Source organism: Sphingobium chlorophenolicum (genome assembly GCF_000722875.1).
Lineage (GTDB): Bacteria > Pseudomonadota > Alphaproteobacteria > Sphingomonadales > Sphingomonadaceae > Sphingobium > Sphingobium chlorophenolicum.
Window position 1 is genome coordinate 1 of record NZ_JFHR01000032.1, and the last position, 17,912, is coordinate 17,912.

14 protein-coding genes are annotated in these 17,912 nt (G+C 63.2%); 3 read left to right on the forward strand and 11 right to left on the reverse strand.

The window, feature by feature from the left end; genetic code table 11:
• Nucleotides 1-226 precede the first annotated feature (226 nt).
• The 4 genes from BV95_RS13795 to BV95_RS13810 form a co-directional block, all read right to left on the reverse strand.
• Complete coding sequence (locus BV95_RS13795) at nt 227-2,182, reverse strand: TonB-dependent receptor (RefSeq protein ID WP_234703194.1); 1,956 nt, start codon at nt 2,180-2,182, stop codon at nt 227-229.
• A gap of 307 nt (nt 2,183-2,489) precedes the next feature.
• Nucleotides 2,490-3,458, reverse strand: a complete 969-nt coding sequence (locus BV95_RS13800; RefSeq protein ID WP_062792082.1) for a FecR family protein — start codon at nt 3,456-3,458, stop codon at nt 2,490-2,492.
• 84 nt (nt 3,459-3,542) lie between these two features.
• Nucleotides 3,543-4,151 (reverse strand): RNA polymerase sigma factor, encoded by a 609-nt coding sequence (locus BV95_RS13805; protein ID WP_234703195.1) that lies wholly within the window; start codon nt 4,149-4,151, stop codon nt 3,543-3,545.
• 73 nt (nt 4,152-4,224) lie between these two features.
• Nucleotides 4,225-4,740 (reverse strand): superoxide dismutase family protein, encoded by a 516-nt coding sequence (locus BV95_RS13810; protein WP_037452907.1) that lies wholly within the window; start codon nt 4,738-4,740, stop codon nt 4,225-4,227.
• 191 nt (nt 4,741-4,931) lie between these two features.
• Here BV95_RS13810 and BV95_RS13815 point away from each other — a divergent pair, with 191 nt between their 5' ends.
• Nucleotides 4,932-5,378: a DUF2141 domain-containing protein gene (locus tag BV95_RS13815; protein ID WP_051749779.1), complete on the forward strand. Its 447-nt coding sequence runs from the start codon at nt 4,932-4,934 to the stop codon at nt 5,376-5,378.
• Nucleotides 5,379-5,390: 12 nt separating this feature from the next.
• On the opposite strand, the gene BV95_RS13820 is transcribed toward BV95_RS13815, so the two are convergent.
• The 7 genes from BV95_RS13820 to ppsA all read right to left on the reverse strand — a co-directional run bounded on the left by BV95_RS13820 (nt 5,391) and on the right by ppsA (nt 15,499).
• Nucleotides 5,391-6,023, reverse strand: coding sequence for a class I SAM-dependent methyltransferase (locus tag BV95_RS13820; RefSeq protein WP_037452909.1), 633 nt, complete (start codon nt 6,021-6,023; stop codon nt 5,391-5,393).
• Nucleotides 6,023-6,655: a tetratricopeptide repeat protein gene (locus BV95_RS13825; protein ID WP_037452912.1), complete on the reverse strand. Its 633-nt coding sequence runs from the start codon at nt 6,653-6,655 to the stop codon at nt 6,023-6,025. Before BV95_RS13825 ends, BV95_RS13820 begins: the two co-directional genes overlap by 1 nt.
• An 18-nt stretch (nt 6,656-6,673) precedes the next feature.
• Nucleotides 6,674-7,438 (reverse strand): SDR family NAD(P)-dependent oxidoreductase, encoded by a 765-nt coding sequence (locus BV95_RS13830; protein ID WP_081873380.1) that lies wholly within the window; start codon nt 7,436-7,438, stop codon nt 6,674-6,676.
• Nucleotides 7,419-9,458: an AMP-binding protein gene (locus tag BV95_RS13835; protein WP_037452915.1), complete on the reverse strand. Its 2,040-nt coding sequence runs from the start codon at nt 9,456-9,458 to the stop codon at nt 7,419-7,421. Before BV95_RS13835 ends, BV95_RS13830 begins: the two co-directional genes overlap by 20 nt.
• On the reverse strand, nt 9,455-9,997 hold the full coding sequence (locus BV95_RS13840; protein ID WP_037452918.1) for a thermostable hemolysin: 543 nt from the start codon (nt 9,995-9,997) through the stop codon (nt 9,455-9,457). The genes BV95_RS13835 and BV95_RS13840 overlap by 4 nt, the downstream gene beginning before the upstream one ends.
• A gap of 536 nt (nt 9,998-10,533) precedes the next feature.
• On the reverse strand, nt 10,534-13,062 hold the full coding sequence (locus BV95_RS13845; protein ID WP_037452920.1) for a cation-translocating P-type ATPase: 2,529 nt from the start codon (nt 13,060-13,062) through the stop codon (nt 10,534-10,536).
• Nucleotide 13,063: 1 nt separating this feature from the next.
• The gene (ppsA, locus tag BV95_RS13850) at nt 13,064-15,499 is read right to left on the reverse strand and encodes a phosphoenolpyruvate synthase (RefSeq protein ID WP_051749781.1); all 2,436 of its coding nucleotides are present in this window, start codon (nt 15,497-15,499) and stop codon (nt 13,064-13,066) included.
• Between the two features lie 140 nt (nt 15,500-15,639).
• Between ppsA and BV95_RS13855 the strand changes: the two genes are divergently transcribed.
• Together BV95_RS13855 and BV95_RS13860 are read left to right on the forward strand one after the other, a co-directional pair.
• Nucleotides 15,640-17,235 (forward strand): MBL fold metallo-hydrolase, encoded by a 1,596-nt coding sequence (locus tag BV95_RS13855; RefSeq protein WP_037452926.1) that lies wholly within the window; start codon nt 15,640-15,642, stop codon nt 17,233-17,235.
• Nucleotides 17,236-17,246: 11 nt separating this feature from the next.
• The gene (locus tag BV95_RS13860; protein ID WP_162179752.1) at nt 17,247-17,912 is read left to right on the forward strand and encodes an NAD(P)H-dependent oxidoreductase; all 666 of its coding nucleotides are present in this window, start codon (nt 17,247-17,249) and stop codon (nt 17,910-17,912) included.

The following is a 17,912-nucleotide window of genomic DNA, read 5'->3' on the forward strand; positions in this document are numbered from 1 at the left end:
ATCTGTTGCCGTACAACTGGGTCGACACCAATGCCGCGCAAGCTTCGTTCGAACTGAACGGCATCGCAAGCGCCGCCTGACCATCCCAAATTACAGAACCGCCTCAAATGCCATGTGGGGGATTTTTACCGCTTACGTCACACCGAACACAGCCGCATTTCAAAGCGCGATGTCCATTATCGTATCCGAGGCTGGACGGCACAGGTAGAGTGGCAACCGAGTCGCGTCAGAAGTGCTTCTGCAATCGCAAAGTCAGCGTTCTGGGTTGCATGGGCGTGCGCTGATCAATTGTGCGCAGGGTGAAAGGGTTGCCATAGCCAAAGCTATCTTCGCGCTGGTCGAAAAGATTGGCAACCGTCAGCCCTGCCTTCCAGTTGCCCCGCGACAGTTCGGCACCAACATCGCTGACCCAGAAATCTCCCATCGGTCGGTCAAGCGATGGATCAAAGCTAAGGCGGGCGGAACCCGTGTAGCGGGCCGAGACGAACCCGCCGAGCATCGCGTCGCCAACTGGCCGAGCATATGTAAGTTTGAGGCCCCCGGCATAGTCAGGGAGCACTGGAAGCCGATTGTCATCGCCAAGTGCATTTGCCGCAGGCGACGGCCGGTAGAGCCGCCCACGCTGGACCGTGAGATTGCCCTCCACTTGGAACGGCTCAAAGCGCAGCGCAGCCGAGAGTTCAGCGCCGACATTGCGTGCTCGCCCGGCATTGATGGTCCTGACGAGACTGTCCATGCCGAGTGTATCGCTCTGGACATTTTCCCAGCGGAGGCCGAACAGGCTGCCGTTCAATCGGAGACGGCCATCGGCCAACGTCAGACGCCAGCCTAGCTCCAGGCTCTTGAGATCGTCCGACTGGAACGATCTCGCACTCGAGTCACCATCGGTGTTGATGCCGCCGGGCCGCACCGCACTCGCGTACCGAAGCCACACCACACCGTGATCGAGAGGACGCCAGGACAAGGTCAGGCTGGGCGTGATCCCTTGTTTGCGCGCGCGCCGCGCGGTCTGGCCATCCTGCTCATTATCGACGCGGGAAAGATAAGCCCGCGCGCCGATGGTCGCTGACCAATTTTTCCCGAGAGGTTGGGTCACCTCGCCGAACAATGCGGCCTCCAAGCTGTCATTGTGCTGGGACAGGAGCCGAATATTTGGCGATGCTGGCGGTAAGTAACTGTCCTGCAGCGTATTTTCAGCTTGCAGGATGGTAGCTCCTGTTACCCATGGGCGACGCGATACCGAATCGCTCAACCGAATTTCATGGGTCGCAAGCGTCAAGAGACGGTGTTCTTCGAAGCCCAAAGGAGCCGCTAGGCCAAGCGCGCTGGCACGAGAAGTCGCATCATAGATGCTGCTGAACTCATGAGTCACATAAGCGGTCGAAGAGGTGAGATCGAGCGCGCCCAGCTTGCCGCGCACGGCCACCGTTGCGGCCAGGAAGTCATTGTCGTGCGGCTCGGCGCGCGCAGTGCTCCGTTCGAGGCCGCGAAAGGCATATTGGCTATCGCGGACGTTGAGCCACTGGGTGGTAAGACCGACATCCGCCCGCCAGGCATCGGCGATCTGCCACCCCAAAATCGCACGCGCGCCAAACCGTCGGCTTCGGTTGACATCCGAAGCCTCTCGCGCCTGATCGTGGATCCAGCCCCCAACCTGATCGCCATAAGCGGCCAGCCTAAAACCCAAACGACCGGAAATGAGCGGAGCGTTGATCACAGCCTCAATCGCGCCGCCTAGACCGCCATGTGCAACCTGGCTTCCTTCGATCGCGGCCATGCCCGACCAGTTCTGCAAGTCGGGCTTATTAGGTATGATCCGCACGATTCCACCCAGTGCTCCCGATCCATAAAGAGTGCCCTGCGGTCCACGAAGCAGTTCGACACGATCGATGTCGAGGAGGCGTAAGTCGGGATCAGGGGTCGCGTAGCTGACTCGCGCGTCATCGAGATAGATATTGACCGTCGACTGGGTCGAGCCGTTGAACGCACTGTCGGCGACGCCGCGCAGAAAGATCCGATCGCGGCCAGGGCCCAGATTGGTGGTGAACGCCCCTTCAGCGGAGGCAAGCTCATCATGAACGCTGCGGCGGGCGGCCATCTCCCCCGCCATGTCGGGTTGAATGACGCTGATCGCGATCGGGACGTCGCTTAGCCGTTCATCGCGCTTGCGACCTGTAACCACGATATCTTGCAGCGAGATCGCGAGAGGTGCCCTGGGAGGAGTCGGCACCTCTAAGGGCTGGCGTTCGAGGCGCCATATCGCCGGCCCGGCCCGGACCGCCCGCAAGCCCGATCCTCTTAACAGTCGCGCGAGTGCGGCCTCAGGCTCCATACGGCCACGGACACGCGGTGTCGAATGTGTGGGAATAGTGCCTGCCATGCCCACCGAGATGCCGGTCTGGCTCGATAGCTCAGTGAGCGCCGATTGCAGTGAGCCGGCCGGGATATCGACTGTACGAGGCTCTGCCTGTGCGATGCCATGAAACAGGCTAGCGACCGTTGCTCCCGACCAAATGAATCGAACCGCCCGTTTCCACTGCCTTGACCGGAAGAAGAGCCTCGATCTGTTGGATAAGTCCGGCACCATCACTGATCGCAAGCACTCCCGAAACTCGCAAATCGCCAATCGACGGATCGGCTGTCACTGGGCGACCGACATAGCGGGTCAGATCGTTGGCTACCAGACCCAGCGGCGTCGCCTGATAAATGAGCTGTCCTTTGCGCCACGAACCGACGCTGGCAGCGGCAATGCGACTGACCTGCGCCTCACCGGTCTGCGCCGCGACATCGATCCGTTCACCCGCGACGATCAAAGTGCCCGCACCATCCTTGGGCGCAACCATGAGCTTGCCTTCGCTGACAGCGACGCCAAGCCTCTGGGGTGTCATCGCAAGGTCGAACTTTGTGCCGATGTCGCGAATCTCATAGCCTCCGGCCTGCACCAAAAAGGCACGCGACGGATCGTGGCGCACATCAAAATAGGCCGTTCCGCTCTGCATCTCGATTCTGGGTGACTGGCTGTCGGACAGAGCAAGGCGCGAGTTGCGATCAAGCAGGATATGGCTTCCGTCCTTGAGGTCGATCATCTGGGTCTGCGCGGGACCAGTGCTGTAGGCCACCATCGTTTCGGTGGGGACCGTCGCCATCTTCGGCATGAGCAGGATGGCGATGGCAGCAGCGGTCGCGATGCCGCCACCGATCCACCAGCGCCGCCGCTGGCCGACAGTCGTCTGGTCGTCGCACACGTCATTGGCGGGCAGGCTGGCGGTGATCGCGTCACGCCGGCCTTCGATCTCGGCATCGAGCAACGCAATGGCATCATATGCGACGCGATGCGCGGGATCGGCATCCAGCCACGCGCCGAAGGCCTCCCAATCCATGTCGGGGGATTCTAGCTGCGCATGCCAGTCCGCCGCTGCCGTGTCGATGCGTCCCTGTTGTTGCTCAGCATGGGTCATGCCGACCTCCAAACTCCCTATCTGTTCCCCGCGAGCGTGACGCCGCCCACGCCATACCACCCCAGTTGCTTTTCATTGTCAGCATCATTCGAGCGCCGCCCGCAGATAGCGGAGTGCCACGGCGATATGCTTTTCGACGGCGCTGCGGCTGATCCCCAGTTCCGCAGCCACTTCGCTGTGGCTCAGACCATCGAGCTTGTGCCGCCGAAACACCCGCCCCGCGCCGGGCGGTAGTGCCTCGATTGCTGTTGCAAGCTGTCGCGCCCGCTGCCGGCCATCTACGATATCATGCGGCGATGGGCTGTCGTCAGTCGCTTCACCGCCACGTTGTTCGATCGCAACGTCGGACCAGCCCTGTTCGCGCTTCATCCGCCGCTGACGCTCGCGGACACGGTCCAGCACGATATTCAAGCCGACCCGGTGCAGATAGGCTAGCGGACTGACGACCGGTCCGGTGTCGGCGCGTGCGACATGCAGCCAGATTTCCTGCACGACATCCTCGGCCTCCGCCAGACTGCCCGTGCGGCTGGTGAAGAAGCGGATGAGTTGGGGTCGATTCGCCGTGAGTACGGCTGTCAGGCCGCCACCACCTTCATTCTCTTCTTCGACAGCGGACCTCCTGGTCTCTATCCCGGATTTCGCGTTCGGTGCTCTGAGACAACGACTGTTTGCCGCCGCGCCGGAGCGGGCCACTATATTGCCCGCCTTAATCGAGGAAGTCGCGCGGAAAATCCCTGAATCTGTCCGCATCACTCCAGGTGCAATCCTAGTGAATTTCCGAGCAGGCAACCCGCTCGCCCGCCCCACCGATCGGCTGGGTAATGTAATCGTCAGGATTGGCATGGATGACGAGCGCCGATCCGTCGGCGTCGAGCAGGTTCGCGCGCTTTGTTCCGCCCTGCAACGCCACATAGGGGGAGAAAAATTCCGCCGTCGCCGTTCCATCGGCTCCGACGAACAGATTCGGGAGATCGCCAAAGTCGTTGCCGGCCGAGTTCAAAAGGCCGTGAACCGCGGGCGTCATCATATGGACATGGCCACCGGCCGACTTGAACATCGCGTCGGAGCAATCGGCCTTTTCGTGAAAGTGGACGGCGTGCCAGCCCGGTTTCAGGCCATGGGCCTCGACCCGGAGAATCACGCCCTTGGGCGCGTCGGTCAGCGTCACCCGTCCGCTGACTCCGTCGGCTTTGCTCTTCAGCGGATAGGTTCCGGCAAGCGCGGCGGGCGCCGCTGCCATCAAGGCGAGGGAAGGCAGCAGGAGGATGGAAGAACGGTACATGCGCAATCTCCGCGGTAGGATCTCAGACCAGGCCACTGCCATCTGACGCCGCCGCAGCGCTGCCCCCACAGTCCGCCAGCAATCCGCCTGAAAATTCGTGTTGTCGGCCTTCTTCCGAGCTGTGGCGGAAGATAGCCCGCGGCGTCTTGCCTTCAACCAGTCCGACGGTCGAACAGGATGGGAGGTTCGTAATGTTTCGTTTCTGTACCAGTCAGACGATCGGCCTCGTGCACACGGCGGCGGTCAGCCTCTGGCTATTCGCGTCACCAGCCCAAGCTGGGGATCTGGAAGTCAAGGCCGAACATATCACGCCCGGACCCGGCTCGATCCATGTAGTGCTCTATCGCGGCGCCGCCGGCTTTCGTCACGAGGATCACGCCTTCCGGGTACTCAAGGCACCGGCGAGTTCTGTCATGGCATCAGTCCGGTTCCAGGCTTTGCCGCCGGGGGACTATGCGGTGATGGTCTATCATGACGCCAACAGCAACGATAAGCTCGACCTTCGCTTCGGCATGTTCCCGACCGAAGGCTGGGGCTTGTCCAACAATCCGAGGGTAATCGGGCCGCCGAGCTTCAACGCTTCCAAGCTCACGGTGGACGACCAGAACAGGTCGATCATGATCGACTTGCATTATTGAGCGCTCACGGCGTCACCCGGCAAAAGCGAGGGCGAACAGGCCGCTTATCCCGGGAGCGATGGATTTCTTCGTGATAGTGACGCGCGCAGGATCGAAGCCGCCATCGACCAGAGCCGCCTGAAGCCCTTCTCCATCATAGAGGCGGTGCAAGCCTACACGAGTGAACGACCATCGCTGCATGCTGTCCCGGTCGGTGACATAGGCCACGAGACGCCCGTCTGGCCGCAGCGCCTCGCGGATCGCGCGGATCATCGAGCCGTCCGGGCCGCAGAAATAAAATATGTTGAGGGCAAGTGCGGCGTCGATGCTGCCGGGCCTGCATGGCAACTCCTCCAGCATCGCCTGATGCACTACGACCGTCCCGCTCTTGCACGCCTTTGCCAGTCGCGAACGTGCGCGGCGGACCATCGTCTCCGACTGATCGATGGCCACAATCCGACAGTCCGCACGCCGCCGCATGGCCTCGCTCGCAGCGCCGGTGCCGCATCCGGCATCGAGCAGCATCTCGCCATCGACCGGAGTCAGCAGATCGACCGCCATCTGCAACGGCACGCGGTTTGCCATGTCCATCGCCGCCCCGCACAGCATACCCACTACCCCACTGGGGGCCGCGAGTTGACGGGCCAGAGTGGCGGCGAAGCTCATCAGCCGATCTTCCGCAGCAAGGCCTGGACTTCGCGGCGCCGACCGGCATCCCAGACGGGGCGTGCCGGATCGTGCGGCGCGAGCAGCGCCTTCGCAAGTGCTGCTTTTGCGCCCGCCTTGTCGCCCTGATCGTAAAGAAAATCGCCCCAGAAATAATTGGCGTCGAGCCCGTCCGGATCGAGCGCCAGGGCTTGCTGGAGTAGCTTGCGGGCGCGGTCACTGTCGCCAAAGCCGATCGGTGACCCCGGCACCTTGTAGTAGAGCACGCCAAGGCTCATCGCCGCGCCGCCATTGCCGGCGCGCGGGTTGATGGCATAGGCGCGGGCGAGGATATCACGCGCGCGCGTGGCCAGGCTCAACTTGTGAAAGATATTGGCGCGATTGGCCTGCTCACTGACCACAATGCCCTGCCACAGCAGCGGGTCGGCCTGACCCGGATAGCGGGCGACAGTCACGTCGGCGAGATGGGCGAGCTTGTCCAGCGCGGTGGTCTGATGGCTTGAGCCATTCATCTGGTAGGAAATGCGCGCCCAGTTGTCATTGATGACCTTGACGTCCTCGGGCATTCCGGCAAACGCAGCGGCGGGTAGAGCCATGGAGATCATGGCGGCCAGTAAGACATGTGATTTCATGACTGTCTTTCCTATGTTTTATCGGCAGAATTCGGCGCGTGCGCGGCGGATTTGCGGCGCGATGCCATTGTCGATGAGGCGCGGTGCCAGTGCGTTCACGATTCCGTAGAGCCGCTCCATCCTGCCGATGGTAACGGTCTCGCGGCACCCGACTATCGCTTCGACAATCCGCTGTGCGACCTTCTCCGGCTCGTCAGCCTTCATGTTGGTAATGTCGAGGAAGCGATTGACCTCGCTGTTGTTGAGCGAGGTCTTGGCGGCACGCGGGTTGATATGCGTAACGCTCACGCCGCTGCCGGCCAGTTCTCGGCGAAGACTCTGGCTCAGCGCCGCGAGCCCGGCCTTGCTGCTCGAATAGGCCGCGAACCACGGATAAGGTATTGCTCCGAGCACCGAACCGATATTGACGATCTGCCCATGGCCGCGTGCGCGCATCGGCGCGGAAACCGCTTGGGCCAAGACCGCCGGGACGTAGAGGTTCACGTGATAGCAGAGCGCAAGCGCATCTCTGGGCTGACCCTCGTGCAGACCAAAGCGCATGACCCCGGCAAGGTTCACGAGAATGTCGGGTGTCTCCTGTGCGAGTCGTCCGGCGAGCAATGCCAGCGACGCATCATCAGACAGGTCGGTGACGATATTCTCGTCACAGCCAGGACATTCGACCCGATCGATACCTATGACATAGGCGCCTCGCTCTCTAAGCAACCTCGCCAGTGGAACACCCAACCCGCCCGCAGCGCCGGTGACGGCGATACGCTTCTGGTCAAGCCGCTGCACGATCATCCTCCATCGCAATGGCGGCGAACAGGCCGCCAAACAGATCGAAAATATCGTTCGCCATCGCGACGATGGCGTCCTGATCGGCTGGATCTGTGAGGCGGTTCATAAGTGTCTCGAAGAAACGCATATGATCCTGATCAAGCGCGCCGTGCGACGTCAGATAAGTGAAGGCCGTATGCGGCAGCCCGAGGCTCGCGCGGACCGCCTCGGCGCCGTTGCTCGCGAGCGCTATGCTGGTTCCCTCCAGCACGAACACCATGCCGAAAAAGGCCGCCGGATTACCATCCCGAAGCGTGGCGTAGGCGTGGTCGACCATGCATGCAGTCGCGGGTGACGGCCCGTCCAGCACCACCGCGTCGGCATCGCCTCCCGCCGCGCGGATGTCGTTGAGTATCCACTGCTCGTGCCCCTCCTCCTCCGCGATATAATCGTCGAGTGCTTCAACGAGCATGGACTTGGCCATTAGCCCCGATCGTGCGAGCCGCATGAGCGGTACGGTATGGCGGACATGGTGATAGGCCTGTGCGAGATAGGCCAGGTAGGTGGCAAGGCTGATGCGTCCGGCAAGGCCGGCTTGAAGCTGCGGCACGGAGAACAGCCGCGCTCGTGCCGGCCCGGTTTCCGCGCAAAGACGCTCAAAGAAGGGGCGCGTCGCCAGGCGGTCGAGTATCGCCGCCCGGCGCAAGCGGCCATTAGGGGTCAATGTAGCATGCGCTGGCGTAAAGGGTCGACTGGCCTGCCAAAGCCCGATCTGCGCATAAGCCGGCAGAGCGGCATTGGCGGCGGCCACGCCCGCCGCGATGTCGGCATCGGGCGCGGACGGTACGATCAGTGCGCGCAACATGGTTTCGCCATCGCCATAAACCATCGCCTGGGCGATCTGGGGCTGGGCCACCAGCTGCTCTTCAATCCATTCGGGCGCTACGTTGCGACCGAAGCTGGTGATGATCAGGCTTGATTTGCGTCCGATGATCGAGAGGCGGCCTTGACCGTCTATCGCGCCGATATCTCCGGTGAGGATCGGACCATCGACGCGGGCATCGCCTACGGTCCCGAGATGAAAGTGGCCGGCGATGACGATCTCACCATCAGACGCGAGCGAGACAGCCACATGGTCCAGCGGATGACCGACGGTTCCACGATCACGCTCGCCAAAAGCCTCGAGCGACACTACCGAACCGCACTCCGTCAGTCCGTACCCCTGCACCACAGGCAGCCCGGCCCGATCGGCGCGATCGATGAGCGACAGCGGAACACGTGATCCGCCAACGGCGACCAAGCGAAGCTGGTCGAGGCGGACGCCGGTGCGTTCAAGTCGATCGACGATGCACGCGAGATATTCAGGCACCAGGATCAGGCTGGTCGCATTGCTTGCTTCGATCGCTGTTACCAACTGCGCGTCATCAATGGCGAAGGGATTGGCCAACCCTATCGCAGCCGCAGACCTCACGAGATAGCGCCCGCCCGCCAGCAACGTTGCGTAGAGCCCGGCTACATTCTCCAGCAAAACAGCCAGCGGAAGTATGGGAAAGTGGATTCCCGCAAAATCCTCACCCAAGCGCGCAAGGATTGCCTGTGCCGTCTGTAGCATAAGGCGATCGTCCAGGCATATGCCCTTGGGATCGCCCGTCGATCCCGACGTGTAGCTGATCTTGGCCGCTCCCGGCGGGACGGCCGCGATTGCATGATCGAACAAGATAATGCCCGCGACTGTGATCGATCCCACCGCTCCCGCATTGGCAAGCGCTGCGGCCCGCTGTTCCTTGGTAAAGAACGCAGGTAATGGAATGTTCGGCCGTCCAAGCGACAACAGCGCAAGATCAGCGATCACCCAGTCAATGCCGTTGTCGAGTTCGATAGCGACTGGGCCGAACCCGGGAATCGCGTCACGGATCGTCCCGGCCATGGCTGCGACGGCATTCGGGAGATCGCGATAGAGCAGTTGGCGCGATCCGTCGTCGAGCGCAGTCCGGTCACCATCGTGATCGGCTCTGGCGAAGATCGCCTGGAGTAGCAGGCTCATATGCTTCCTCCCATCGCGAATGTTTGCAAGGCAGCAGAACCCGCTACGATGTCGCCAGCGCAGACGATGGGCTGGGTCTCGTAATAGCGGCCCCAATTATCGCGCGCGGCACCGCGCAGAAGCGCAGGGTCTGCCTTGGCCAGTTCGATAAAGGGCAGCCCCACGCGGGCGAACATCTTTCGCAATGGCAAGGTGAGCGTAGCGACTGCGATACGATGCTGCTCGGACAGGCTGATCGCGGCCTCGCTCCACAGCTTGAGCATCGCCGGGGTCGGCACCGCAGCCAGGCATCCAATTTCGACAATCGCGCTTCGCTCAACAGGATTGCCGAACGCCTCAGAGACAGCCGCCTCTATCGAGACGCCAAGATAGGTTTCCAGGAAGAGCCTTTCGTCCGACGCGCGACGGACTGCCAGCGCCGCCATCGGTTGCTCGGCTCGGGCGTGGATGACATGCCAATGCCCATAATCCATGCAGGGCTTGGCTCCATGCTGCTCCGCATATCGATCCGCCACGAAGGCCCGAACAGCTTCACTCATCGCCACACTCACCTTGTTTCGCTAGATCGACGCCGCTGCGTGGCGAGCACCACAGCAACCGGTAGAAATATTTTTGCTCGCGGGAGGGATGCCGCTACGGCGGACCGGATTTCGAAGATGAGATTGGCCGTGCTGATGCGTTCGATCCCCATATCAACGCTGGGAACGTGGCCGATCTTCCCGATACAATATTACCGATGTCGCAAGATCGTTTGCGTGATCCGCAGCTGCATTGATTTCGCCAGATTTGTGGACATCGCCATAGGCGGCCTCTGTCCGTGACGCACGCCTTCACCCTAACGAAAATGGGTGGGGATCGATCTCAAGGCATCTTTCCTTTGCCCAGTGTGAAGGCCAGACTAGCTTTCGGCAGCAACTGCGGTCAGGCAGGGCAAGGAGTTGCCGCACTCAAGGGGAAAGAGCGGTGAGAATCCTCCCTGTATTGAATTCACCGCTAGATGATTATTTTACATGATTTCCAAAGGAGCAGCATGCCACAATTCATCTCATCCGATGAACTGAAACTTGAAGATCGGTCAAGCGGACCTGCCACGCCGTTCCTTGACGATCTCGCACAGAAACAGAACAATTGTGGGCGGCATAATCAAAAAAAGGAAATCCCGCGGCTCGAGGGGGGAGAAATCGAGGATCCGTCGTAGCGGCGCCAGAAGGACGATCGATCCGGCTACCAGCAGTACAGCAGCCGCGATATACCGCAATGACGCATTATTTCGCCATAGAACGCGGGTGAGCGAGGCGCTAAAGGATCGATTCACAAGTATGAGCGCCATGATGGAACCAACCAGCGCGAAGAAAAGGATCGTCCTCACCCGATCCGGTGCAAAACCCCCATAAGTCGCGCCCAACTGAAGCCCGATGAGCAGCGCGAGCGCAATCCCTCCATAGAGGATGCTCGGCAGGACCAGGCCCGCTGAAAATAGGCGCTCGGCGGGATTACGCGGTGGCCGCTTCATGATGCCGCTTTCTTCCCGTTCGGCTTCGAAAACCAGCGCGCAGACCGGATCGATGATCATTTCCAGCAACGCGATCTGGATCGGCCCCAGCACCAGCGGCAGGCCCAGCAACAGCGGCGAAACGGCAAGCCCCGCAATCGGCACATGCACCGCGAAGATGAAGCCGATGGCCTTGCGGATATTGTCATAGATGCGGCGGCCAAGGCGGATGGCGACGACGATCGCGCCGAAATCATCCTCCACCAGCACGATAGCCGACGCCTCCCGCGCAACATCGGTGCCGCGCTTGCCCATGGCGATGCCGATGTCTGCGGCCTTCAGCGCGGGTGCGTCATTGACCCCGTCGCCTGTCATCGCGACCACTTCGCCCGCGACCTTCAGCGCCGACACGATCCGCAGCTTCTGTTCCGGCATGGTGCGGGCGAATATCGCGACATCCTTCACCCGCGCGCAGAGGTCCGCGTCGGATAACATCCTCACCTCGTCGCCCGTCATCACCACTCCCGCCCCGATCCCGGCCTGCGCGGCTATCGCTTGTGCAGTGACCGGATAGTCGCCGGTGATCATCACGACCCGGATACCAGCCGACAGGCATTGCGCCACGGCCTCGGCCACGCCAGCCCGCAGCGGATCGGATAAGCCGATCAGTCCCAGCAGCGCGAAGTCATGCACTTCATGCCCCTTGGACAGATCATCGCCCGACGCCTGCGCCGATGCGACGCCCAGAACGCGGATGCCCCGCGCCGCCATCGCCTGCGCCGCCTGTTCCAGCGCCTGGCGCGCGTCCCCATCCAGTCGGCACAGGCGCGCAATCGCTTCCGGCGCGCCCTTGGCCGCCACGGTCAGCGGTTCGCCTTCGCCCGTCGGCCGCCACACGTTCGACATCGCCAGCAGGTCCGGTCGCAGACCATAAGTATGCACCAACTCCCAGTCGCCCCTCGCGGGAATATGGACGTCCCTGGCGACGCTGTGAAACGCGACCTCCATGGGATCGACCGGCACCGGCGCGCTCGCCAGCGCAGCCGCCCCGATCAAGTCGTGAAAGTCGGGATGCGGCAATCCCTCGCCCAGGCCCGTCGCCGCACCGGACGGCAACCAAAGCTCCGTCACTGTCATCCGGTTCTGCGTCAGCGTGCCTGTCTTGTCGGTGCACAGGACCGTGGCAGCGCCCAAGGCCTCTATCGCCGACGCGCGCCGGGTCAGCACCCCCACCTGCGCGATGCGCCACGCGCCCATCGCCAGAAAAATGGTCAGCACCACCGGGAATTCTTCCGGCAACAACGACATGGCGGTCGCGATCCCCGCCAGCAGCGCCGCCATCCAGTCGCCACGCAAACCGCCATAAAGCAGCACGACCAGCAGCGCCACGGTGATGCCGCCGACGGCGCACAGGCTGACCATCCGCGCCGTTTCCTTCTGTAGGTGCGGAACCTGCGTCTCCAAAGTCTCCAGGAACCGTCCGATCTGACCGATGCGGCTACGCAAGCCTGTCGCGGTCACGCGCGCAACCCCGCTGCCGCGCGTAACGATGGCGCCTGAATAGAGATGGGGCATATCATCCCCGCCCGGCTCGGCCTGTTCCTGATCGCCTGGCCCCGCCGCCCGCTTGCGGACAGGCACCGCTTCGCCGGTCAGCAGGGATTCGTCCGCCTCCAGCGCCTGCGTCTCCAGCAGCAGCGCGTCGGCCGCGATCCGATCCCCGGCATCCAGCACCAATATATCGCCCGTCACCACCTCGCGCCCCGCTATGCGCAGCGCTTCCCCATCGCGTATCACCATCGCGCGCGGCGCGGACAGGTCGCGCAGCGCTTCCAGCGTCCGTTCCGTGCGCGCCGCCTGAACGATGGTGATGAGGATGGACAGGCCCGCGAAGCCCAGCAGGATCAATGCCTCAATTTTGTCTCCCAGCAGCAGATACAGGGTACCCGCCGCCAGCAGCATCGCGAACATGGGTTCGCCCAGCACCTCCAGCGCGATCCTGAACGGCGTGCGCCGCGCTGGCCGTGGCAGTTCGTTCGGCCCTTCCGCCGCCAGCCGCTCCAGGGCCTGCGAAGCGGAAAGGCCCATTAGTTCAGCGGCAGCAGCGGCCATCTCAGGCCGCAGGAGCAGCGCGCCTGGCTTCCGCCCCGGCCACGCATTTCAGGGTCGCAACGAAGCTGTCAGGGTTCAGGGATATGCTGTCGATCCCTTCGCGCACCAGGAATTCGGCGAACTCCGGATAATTGCTCGGCGCCTGCCCGCATATCCCGACCTTCACTCCCGCCTTTCGTGCGCGGGCAATCAGGTCCGCAATCATCTGCATCACCGCAGGATCGCGCTCATCGAACAGCGGCGCGAGCAAGTCTGAATCGCGATCTACACCAAGAACCAACTGCGTCAGATCATTGGAGCCAATCGAAAAACCATCGAACCGCGCCGCGAACTGCTCCGCCAGCACCACATTGGCGGGGATCTCCGCCATCATGTAAAGCTGCAACCCCCGCTCGCCCCGCATCAGCCCATAGCGCGACATTTCAGTGATCACCCGGTCCGCTTCGCCAAGCGTCCGGCAGAAGGGGATCATCACGATCACATTTTCAAAGCCAATCGCCTCCCGCACCAAACGGATGGCCCGGCATTCCAGCGCGAAGCCGTCGCGATAGCGCTCATGATAATAGCGCGACGCGCCCCGGAATCCGAGCATCGGATTTTCCTCATGCGGCTCGAACGCCGCCCCGCCCAGCAGGTGCGCATATTCATTGGTCTTGAAGTCGGACAGCCGCACGATCACCGGATGGGGATGGTGCGCGGCGGCGATCTTCGCGATGCCCCGGCCCAGCGTCTCGATGAAATAGTCGCGCGGATGGTCGTAGCCCCGCGTCAGCAGTTCGATCTCCCTGCGTTCAGCCGCATCGCTCACCTGATCGGGATGGGCGAGCGCCATCGGATGGACGCGGATGAGGTTGCTGATGATGAACTCCATCCGCGCGAGGCCTACGCCGTGCGAAGGCAGCCGCCACCAGCGAAACGCGCTGGCCGGGCTCGCGACGTTCAACATCAGGTCCGTGCGCGTGGCGGGCAGGCTGGCGGTATCGACCTCCTCGGAAACAAAGGGCAGGCGTCCGGGATAGACATGTCCCCGGTCCCCTTCCGCGCAGGACAGGGTGATCTCCTCTCCCGCGCGCAGGCGGCTGGTTGCGTCCCCTGCCCCCACGATAGCGGGCACACCTAGCTCCCGGCTGACGATCGCGGCATGACTGGTCGGCCCGCCATGATCCGTGACGATCCCCGCCGCCCGCCGCATCACCGGCACCCAGTCGGGATCGGTATTGTCGGTAACAAGGATCGCGCCATCCACGAACTGCGCAATATCATCGGTGCTGCGAATGATGCAGGCCGCGCCCGCTGCAATGGCATCGCCCACCGCCGCGCCCGTCACGACCGGCGCTGGCGCCTTGGCCGTCAGCCGCCAGGTCTTGAGCGCCGTGGCGGATCGCAACCCATGCACCGTTTCCGGCCGCGCCTGCACGAGGAACAGCTTGCCGCTCTCGCCATCCTTGGCCCATTCCATGTCCATCGCGCAGCCATAATGCCGCTCGATCAGCACGGCCCAGCGGGCCAGCTCCAGGATTTCCTCATCCTCCAGCACATAATGCTTTCGCTCATGGCGGCTGCATTCCACCAGCTCCGTCCGCGCGCTGCCGCCGGTCGCATAGATCAGCTTCTGCGCCTTCGCGCCGACCCGCTTCTCGACGATCGGCTTCAGCCGCCCGTCCGACAGGAAGGGCTTGAACACCATATAGCTGTCCGGATCGACCCGCCCCTGCACCACCGTCTCGCCCAGCCCCCAGGCCGCGCTGATGACGGCGACGCGGGGGAAGCCCGTCTCCGTATCGATCGAAAACATGACCCCGGATCCCGCAAGGTCCGACCGCACCATGACCTGTATCCCGATCGACAGCGCGATCTGCAGATGGTCGAAACCCTTCGCCTCGCGATAGGAAATCGCCCGATCGGTAAACAGCGAGGCAAAGCAGCGGCGGCACGCGTCGATCAGCGCCCGCTCCCCCACGACATTCAGGAAGCTTTCCTGCTGCCCCGCGAAACTCGCGTCGGGTAAGTCCTCGGCCGTAGCGCTCGACCGCACCGCCACCGCGACCTCACGCTTGCCAGCCTTCCGCGACAAATCCCGATAAGCCGTCGCTATCGAATCAGCGACCGAAGGCGGCAATTCCGCGTCCAGAAACAGCCGCCGCGCGCCATCGCCCGCCTCATGCAGCGGCATCGCGCCGCTCCGATACTGCGCCACGATGCTCGCCAGCCGATCCCCAATCCGGTTATGCTCCACCAGCGCGCGATAGGCCGCCGCCGTAGTCGCAAAGCCCGGCGGCACCGCGATGCCCGCCGCGCCCAACATGGAAACCATCTCACCAAGGGAAGCATTCTTGCCACCCACCCGGCCCACATCGCCGCGCCCGATCGCATCGAACCAGAGGATCACCTCGTCGTTGACGGGCAATGGCGGCTTCGTTGGCGCTTGGCTGCTCATCCCGTCACTGTGCGGACGCGCCCAGTCCCGCGACATTAGTAAAGATACGGATGCGCTCCACCCATCAGTATAACTACGGACTGCCTACCCGGCCCGTTGGCCCCATGATCACGCCGGAAACACCCAGCGGGAGAAACGGCGTGAGCCCTGCCTTAACCCTTACCTTCCACGGCGCGGCAGGCACCGTCACCGGCTCCTGCATGGAATTGCGGCTGGGCGATCGGGCCATCCTTGTCGACTGCGGCCTCTTCCAGGGATCGCGCACGCTCGAAACGCTGAACCACGGCACATTCAGCTTCGACCCCGCTAGTATCGAGGCGGTCGTCCTCACCCACGCCCATATCGACCATTGCGGCCTGCTCCCCAAGCTCGCCGCGCAGGGTTTCGACAAGCCGGTCTGGTGCACGCCCGCCACCTCGGACCTACTCGAATATATGCTCGCCGACGCTGGCCGCATCCAGGAAGCCGAGGCCGACCGCCGCAACCGCCGCCGCGACCGCGCGGGCGAAAGCCTCTTCAAGCCGCTCTATACCGAAGAAGACGCGCTCAACGCCTGGCGCCTCACCCGCCCGACACCGCTCTGCGACTGGTTCGAACCCACCCCCGGCTTCCGCGCCCGCTTCTGGAACGCAGGCCATATATTGGGCGCAGCCTCGGTCGAGATAGAAGCTGCGAACACACGCCTCCTCCTCTCCGGCGACCTGGGCCCGATCAACAAAGCCTTCCACGCCGACCCGCAGGCCCCCGCCGGCCTCGACCATGTGGTCTGCGAAGCCACCTATGGCGACCGCGCGCGGGAAAAATTCACCATCGAACAACGCCGCACCCAGTTGGAGGCAGAGATCAAAGACGCCCTGTCACGCGGCGGCAACCTCATCATCCCCAGCTTCGCGCTCGAACGCACGCAGGAATTGCTGCTCGACCTCGCCAAGCTGGCCGACGCCAACCGCATCCCCAACGTGCCGATCTTCGTAGACTCTCCCCTCGCCAGCCGCGCAACAAAGGTGTTCGCCGCCCATGCGTCGGAACTGGAGGATACCGGCGGCAAAGACGTCTTCCGCCACCCGTCCATCCATTATGTCGAGGACGTGGCGGAATCAATCCGCCTCAATACCATGTCCGGCGCGATCATCATGGCAGCGTCCGGTATGTGCGAAGCGGGCCGCATCCGCCATCACCTGAAGCATAATCTGTTCCGCCGCGACTCCACCATCCTGTTCGTCGGCTTCCAGGCAAAGGGATCGCTCGGCCGCGTCATCCTCGACGGAGCCCAACGCGTGCGCATCTCTGGCGAGGACATCAACGTTCGCGCCCGCATCCGCCGGATCGACAGCTATTCCGCCCATGCCGACCGCGACGAACTGCACAGTTGGATCAGCGCGCGCAGGCCGATCCGCGGTAGCCTGTTCCTTGACCATGGCGAACCCGAAGCCGTCGCGGCGCTCCGCACCCTGACGCAGGCGGACGATGCCGCCGCCAGCATCATCGCCCCGCAGATCGGCGAAGTCTATGCGCTGGAACCCGGCAAGCCCGCCCGCCGCATCCAGACCGGCCGGGTCGACATGGAGCAACTGAGCGGCCCCGACTGGCAGAATGATTATGCCGACTTCATCACCCATCTGAAACAGCATCTCGGCCGCATCCGCAGCGAACGCGCCCGCCGCGATGCGCTGGCGCAGATGCGGCGCGTGCTCGACGCCTATGAAGAGGCGAAGCAGCGCCAGCACGCCAAATGAGGGACAAGGCCATGCCCAGCTCTTCTCCCATTCGCCACGCGGTGGTGCTCGCCCACCCCGATCCCAGCAGCTTCAACGCGGCCATCGCCCACGCCTATTGCGAGGCGGTCGAAGCCGCAGGCCAGCAGGTAATCCTGCGCGATCTATACGCCATGAATTTCGATCCGGTGCTGAAGGCGCACGAACGCCCGGGACGCAGCGACTTTCGCCTGTCCCCCGACGTGCAGGCCGAACTCGCCCTGCTGTGCGGCGCGAATGTCGTCACCTTCGTCTTTCCCGTCTGGTTCGGCATGCCGCCTGCCATCCTCGTCGGCTATATCGACCGGGTGCTGGGCGCGGGAACGACCGTGGGGCAGGTCCGGCATGGGGCTGGCCGCGGCCTGCTGGACAACGGCCATCTGTGCGCCATCACCACTTCCGGCGCATCGGAAGACTGGCTGCAAGCGCAAGGCCAGACGCAGGCGCTGCGCGATCTCGCCGGCACCTATCTGTTCCGCGCCTTCGCCATGCAATCGACCGAGGCAGTGCATATCGGCAATGTCGTGGAAGGCGCGCCCGCCAACTTCTTCCAGGACAATCTCGCCCGCGTGCGCCAACGAGCGGCCAGCATCTGCGCCCGCGTCGCAGAGGAACTGCACGGCACGCCTCTCCCGCCCCAGCTTGGCGACGGCAGTTGA

Bases quoted from the DNA above. Each gene is read 5' to 3' on its own strand.
- BV95_RS13815 (WP_051749779.1), top strand. From the start codon at position 4,932: ATGTTTCGTTTCTGTACCAGTCAGACGATCGGCCTCGTGCACACGGCG.
- BV95_RS13835 (WP_037452915.1), bottom strand. From the start codon at position 9,458: ATGAGCCTGCTACTCCAGGCGATCTTCGCCAGAGCCGATCACGATGGT.
- BV95_RS13825 (WP_037452912.1), bottom strand. From the start codon at position 6,655: ATGAAATCACATGTCTTACTGGCCGCCATGATCTCCATGGCTCTACCC.
- BV95_RS13820 (WP_037452909.1), bottom strand. From the start codon at position 6,023: ATGAGCTTCGCCGCCACTCTGGCCCGTCAACTCGCGGCCCCCAGTGGG.
- BV95_RS13810 (WP_037452907.1), bottom strand. From the start codon at position 4,740: ATGTACCGTTCTTCCATCCTCCTGCTGCCTTCCCTCGCCTTGATGGCA.
- BV95_RS13800 (WP_062792082.1), bottom strand. From the start codon at position 3,458: ATGACCCATGCTGAGCAACAACAGGGACGCATCGACACGGCAGCGGCG.
- BV95_RS13840 (WP_037452918.1), bottom strand. From the start codon at position 9,997: ATGAGTGAAGCTGTTCGGGCCTTCGTGGCGGATCGATATGCGGAGCAG.
- BV95_RS13830 (WP_081873380.1), bottom strand. From the start codon at position 7,438: ATGATCGTGCAGCGGCTTGACCAGAAGCGTATCGCCGTCACCGGCGCT.
- BV95_RS13860 (WP_162179752.1), top strand. From the start codon at position 17,247: ATGCCCAGCTCTTCTCCCATTCGCCACGCGGTGGTGCTCGCCCACCCC.
- ppsA (WP_051749781.1), bottom strand. From the start codon at position 15,499: ATGAGCAGCCAAGCGCCAACGAAGCCGCCATTGCCCGTCAACGACGAG.
- BV95_RS13845 (WP_037452920.1), bottom strand. From the start codon at position 13,062: ATGGCCGCTGCTGCCGCTGAACTAATGGGCCTTTCCGCTTCGCAGGCC.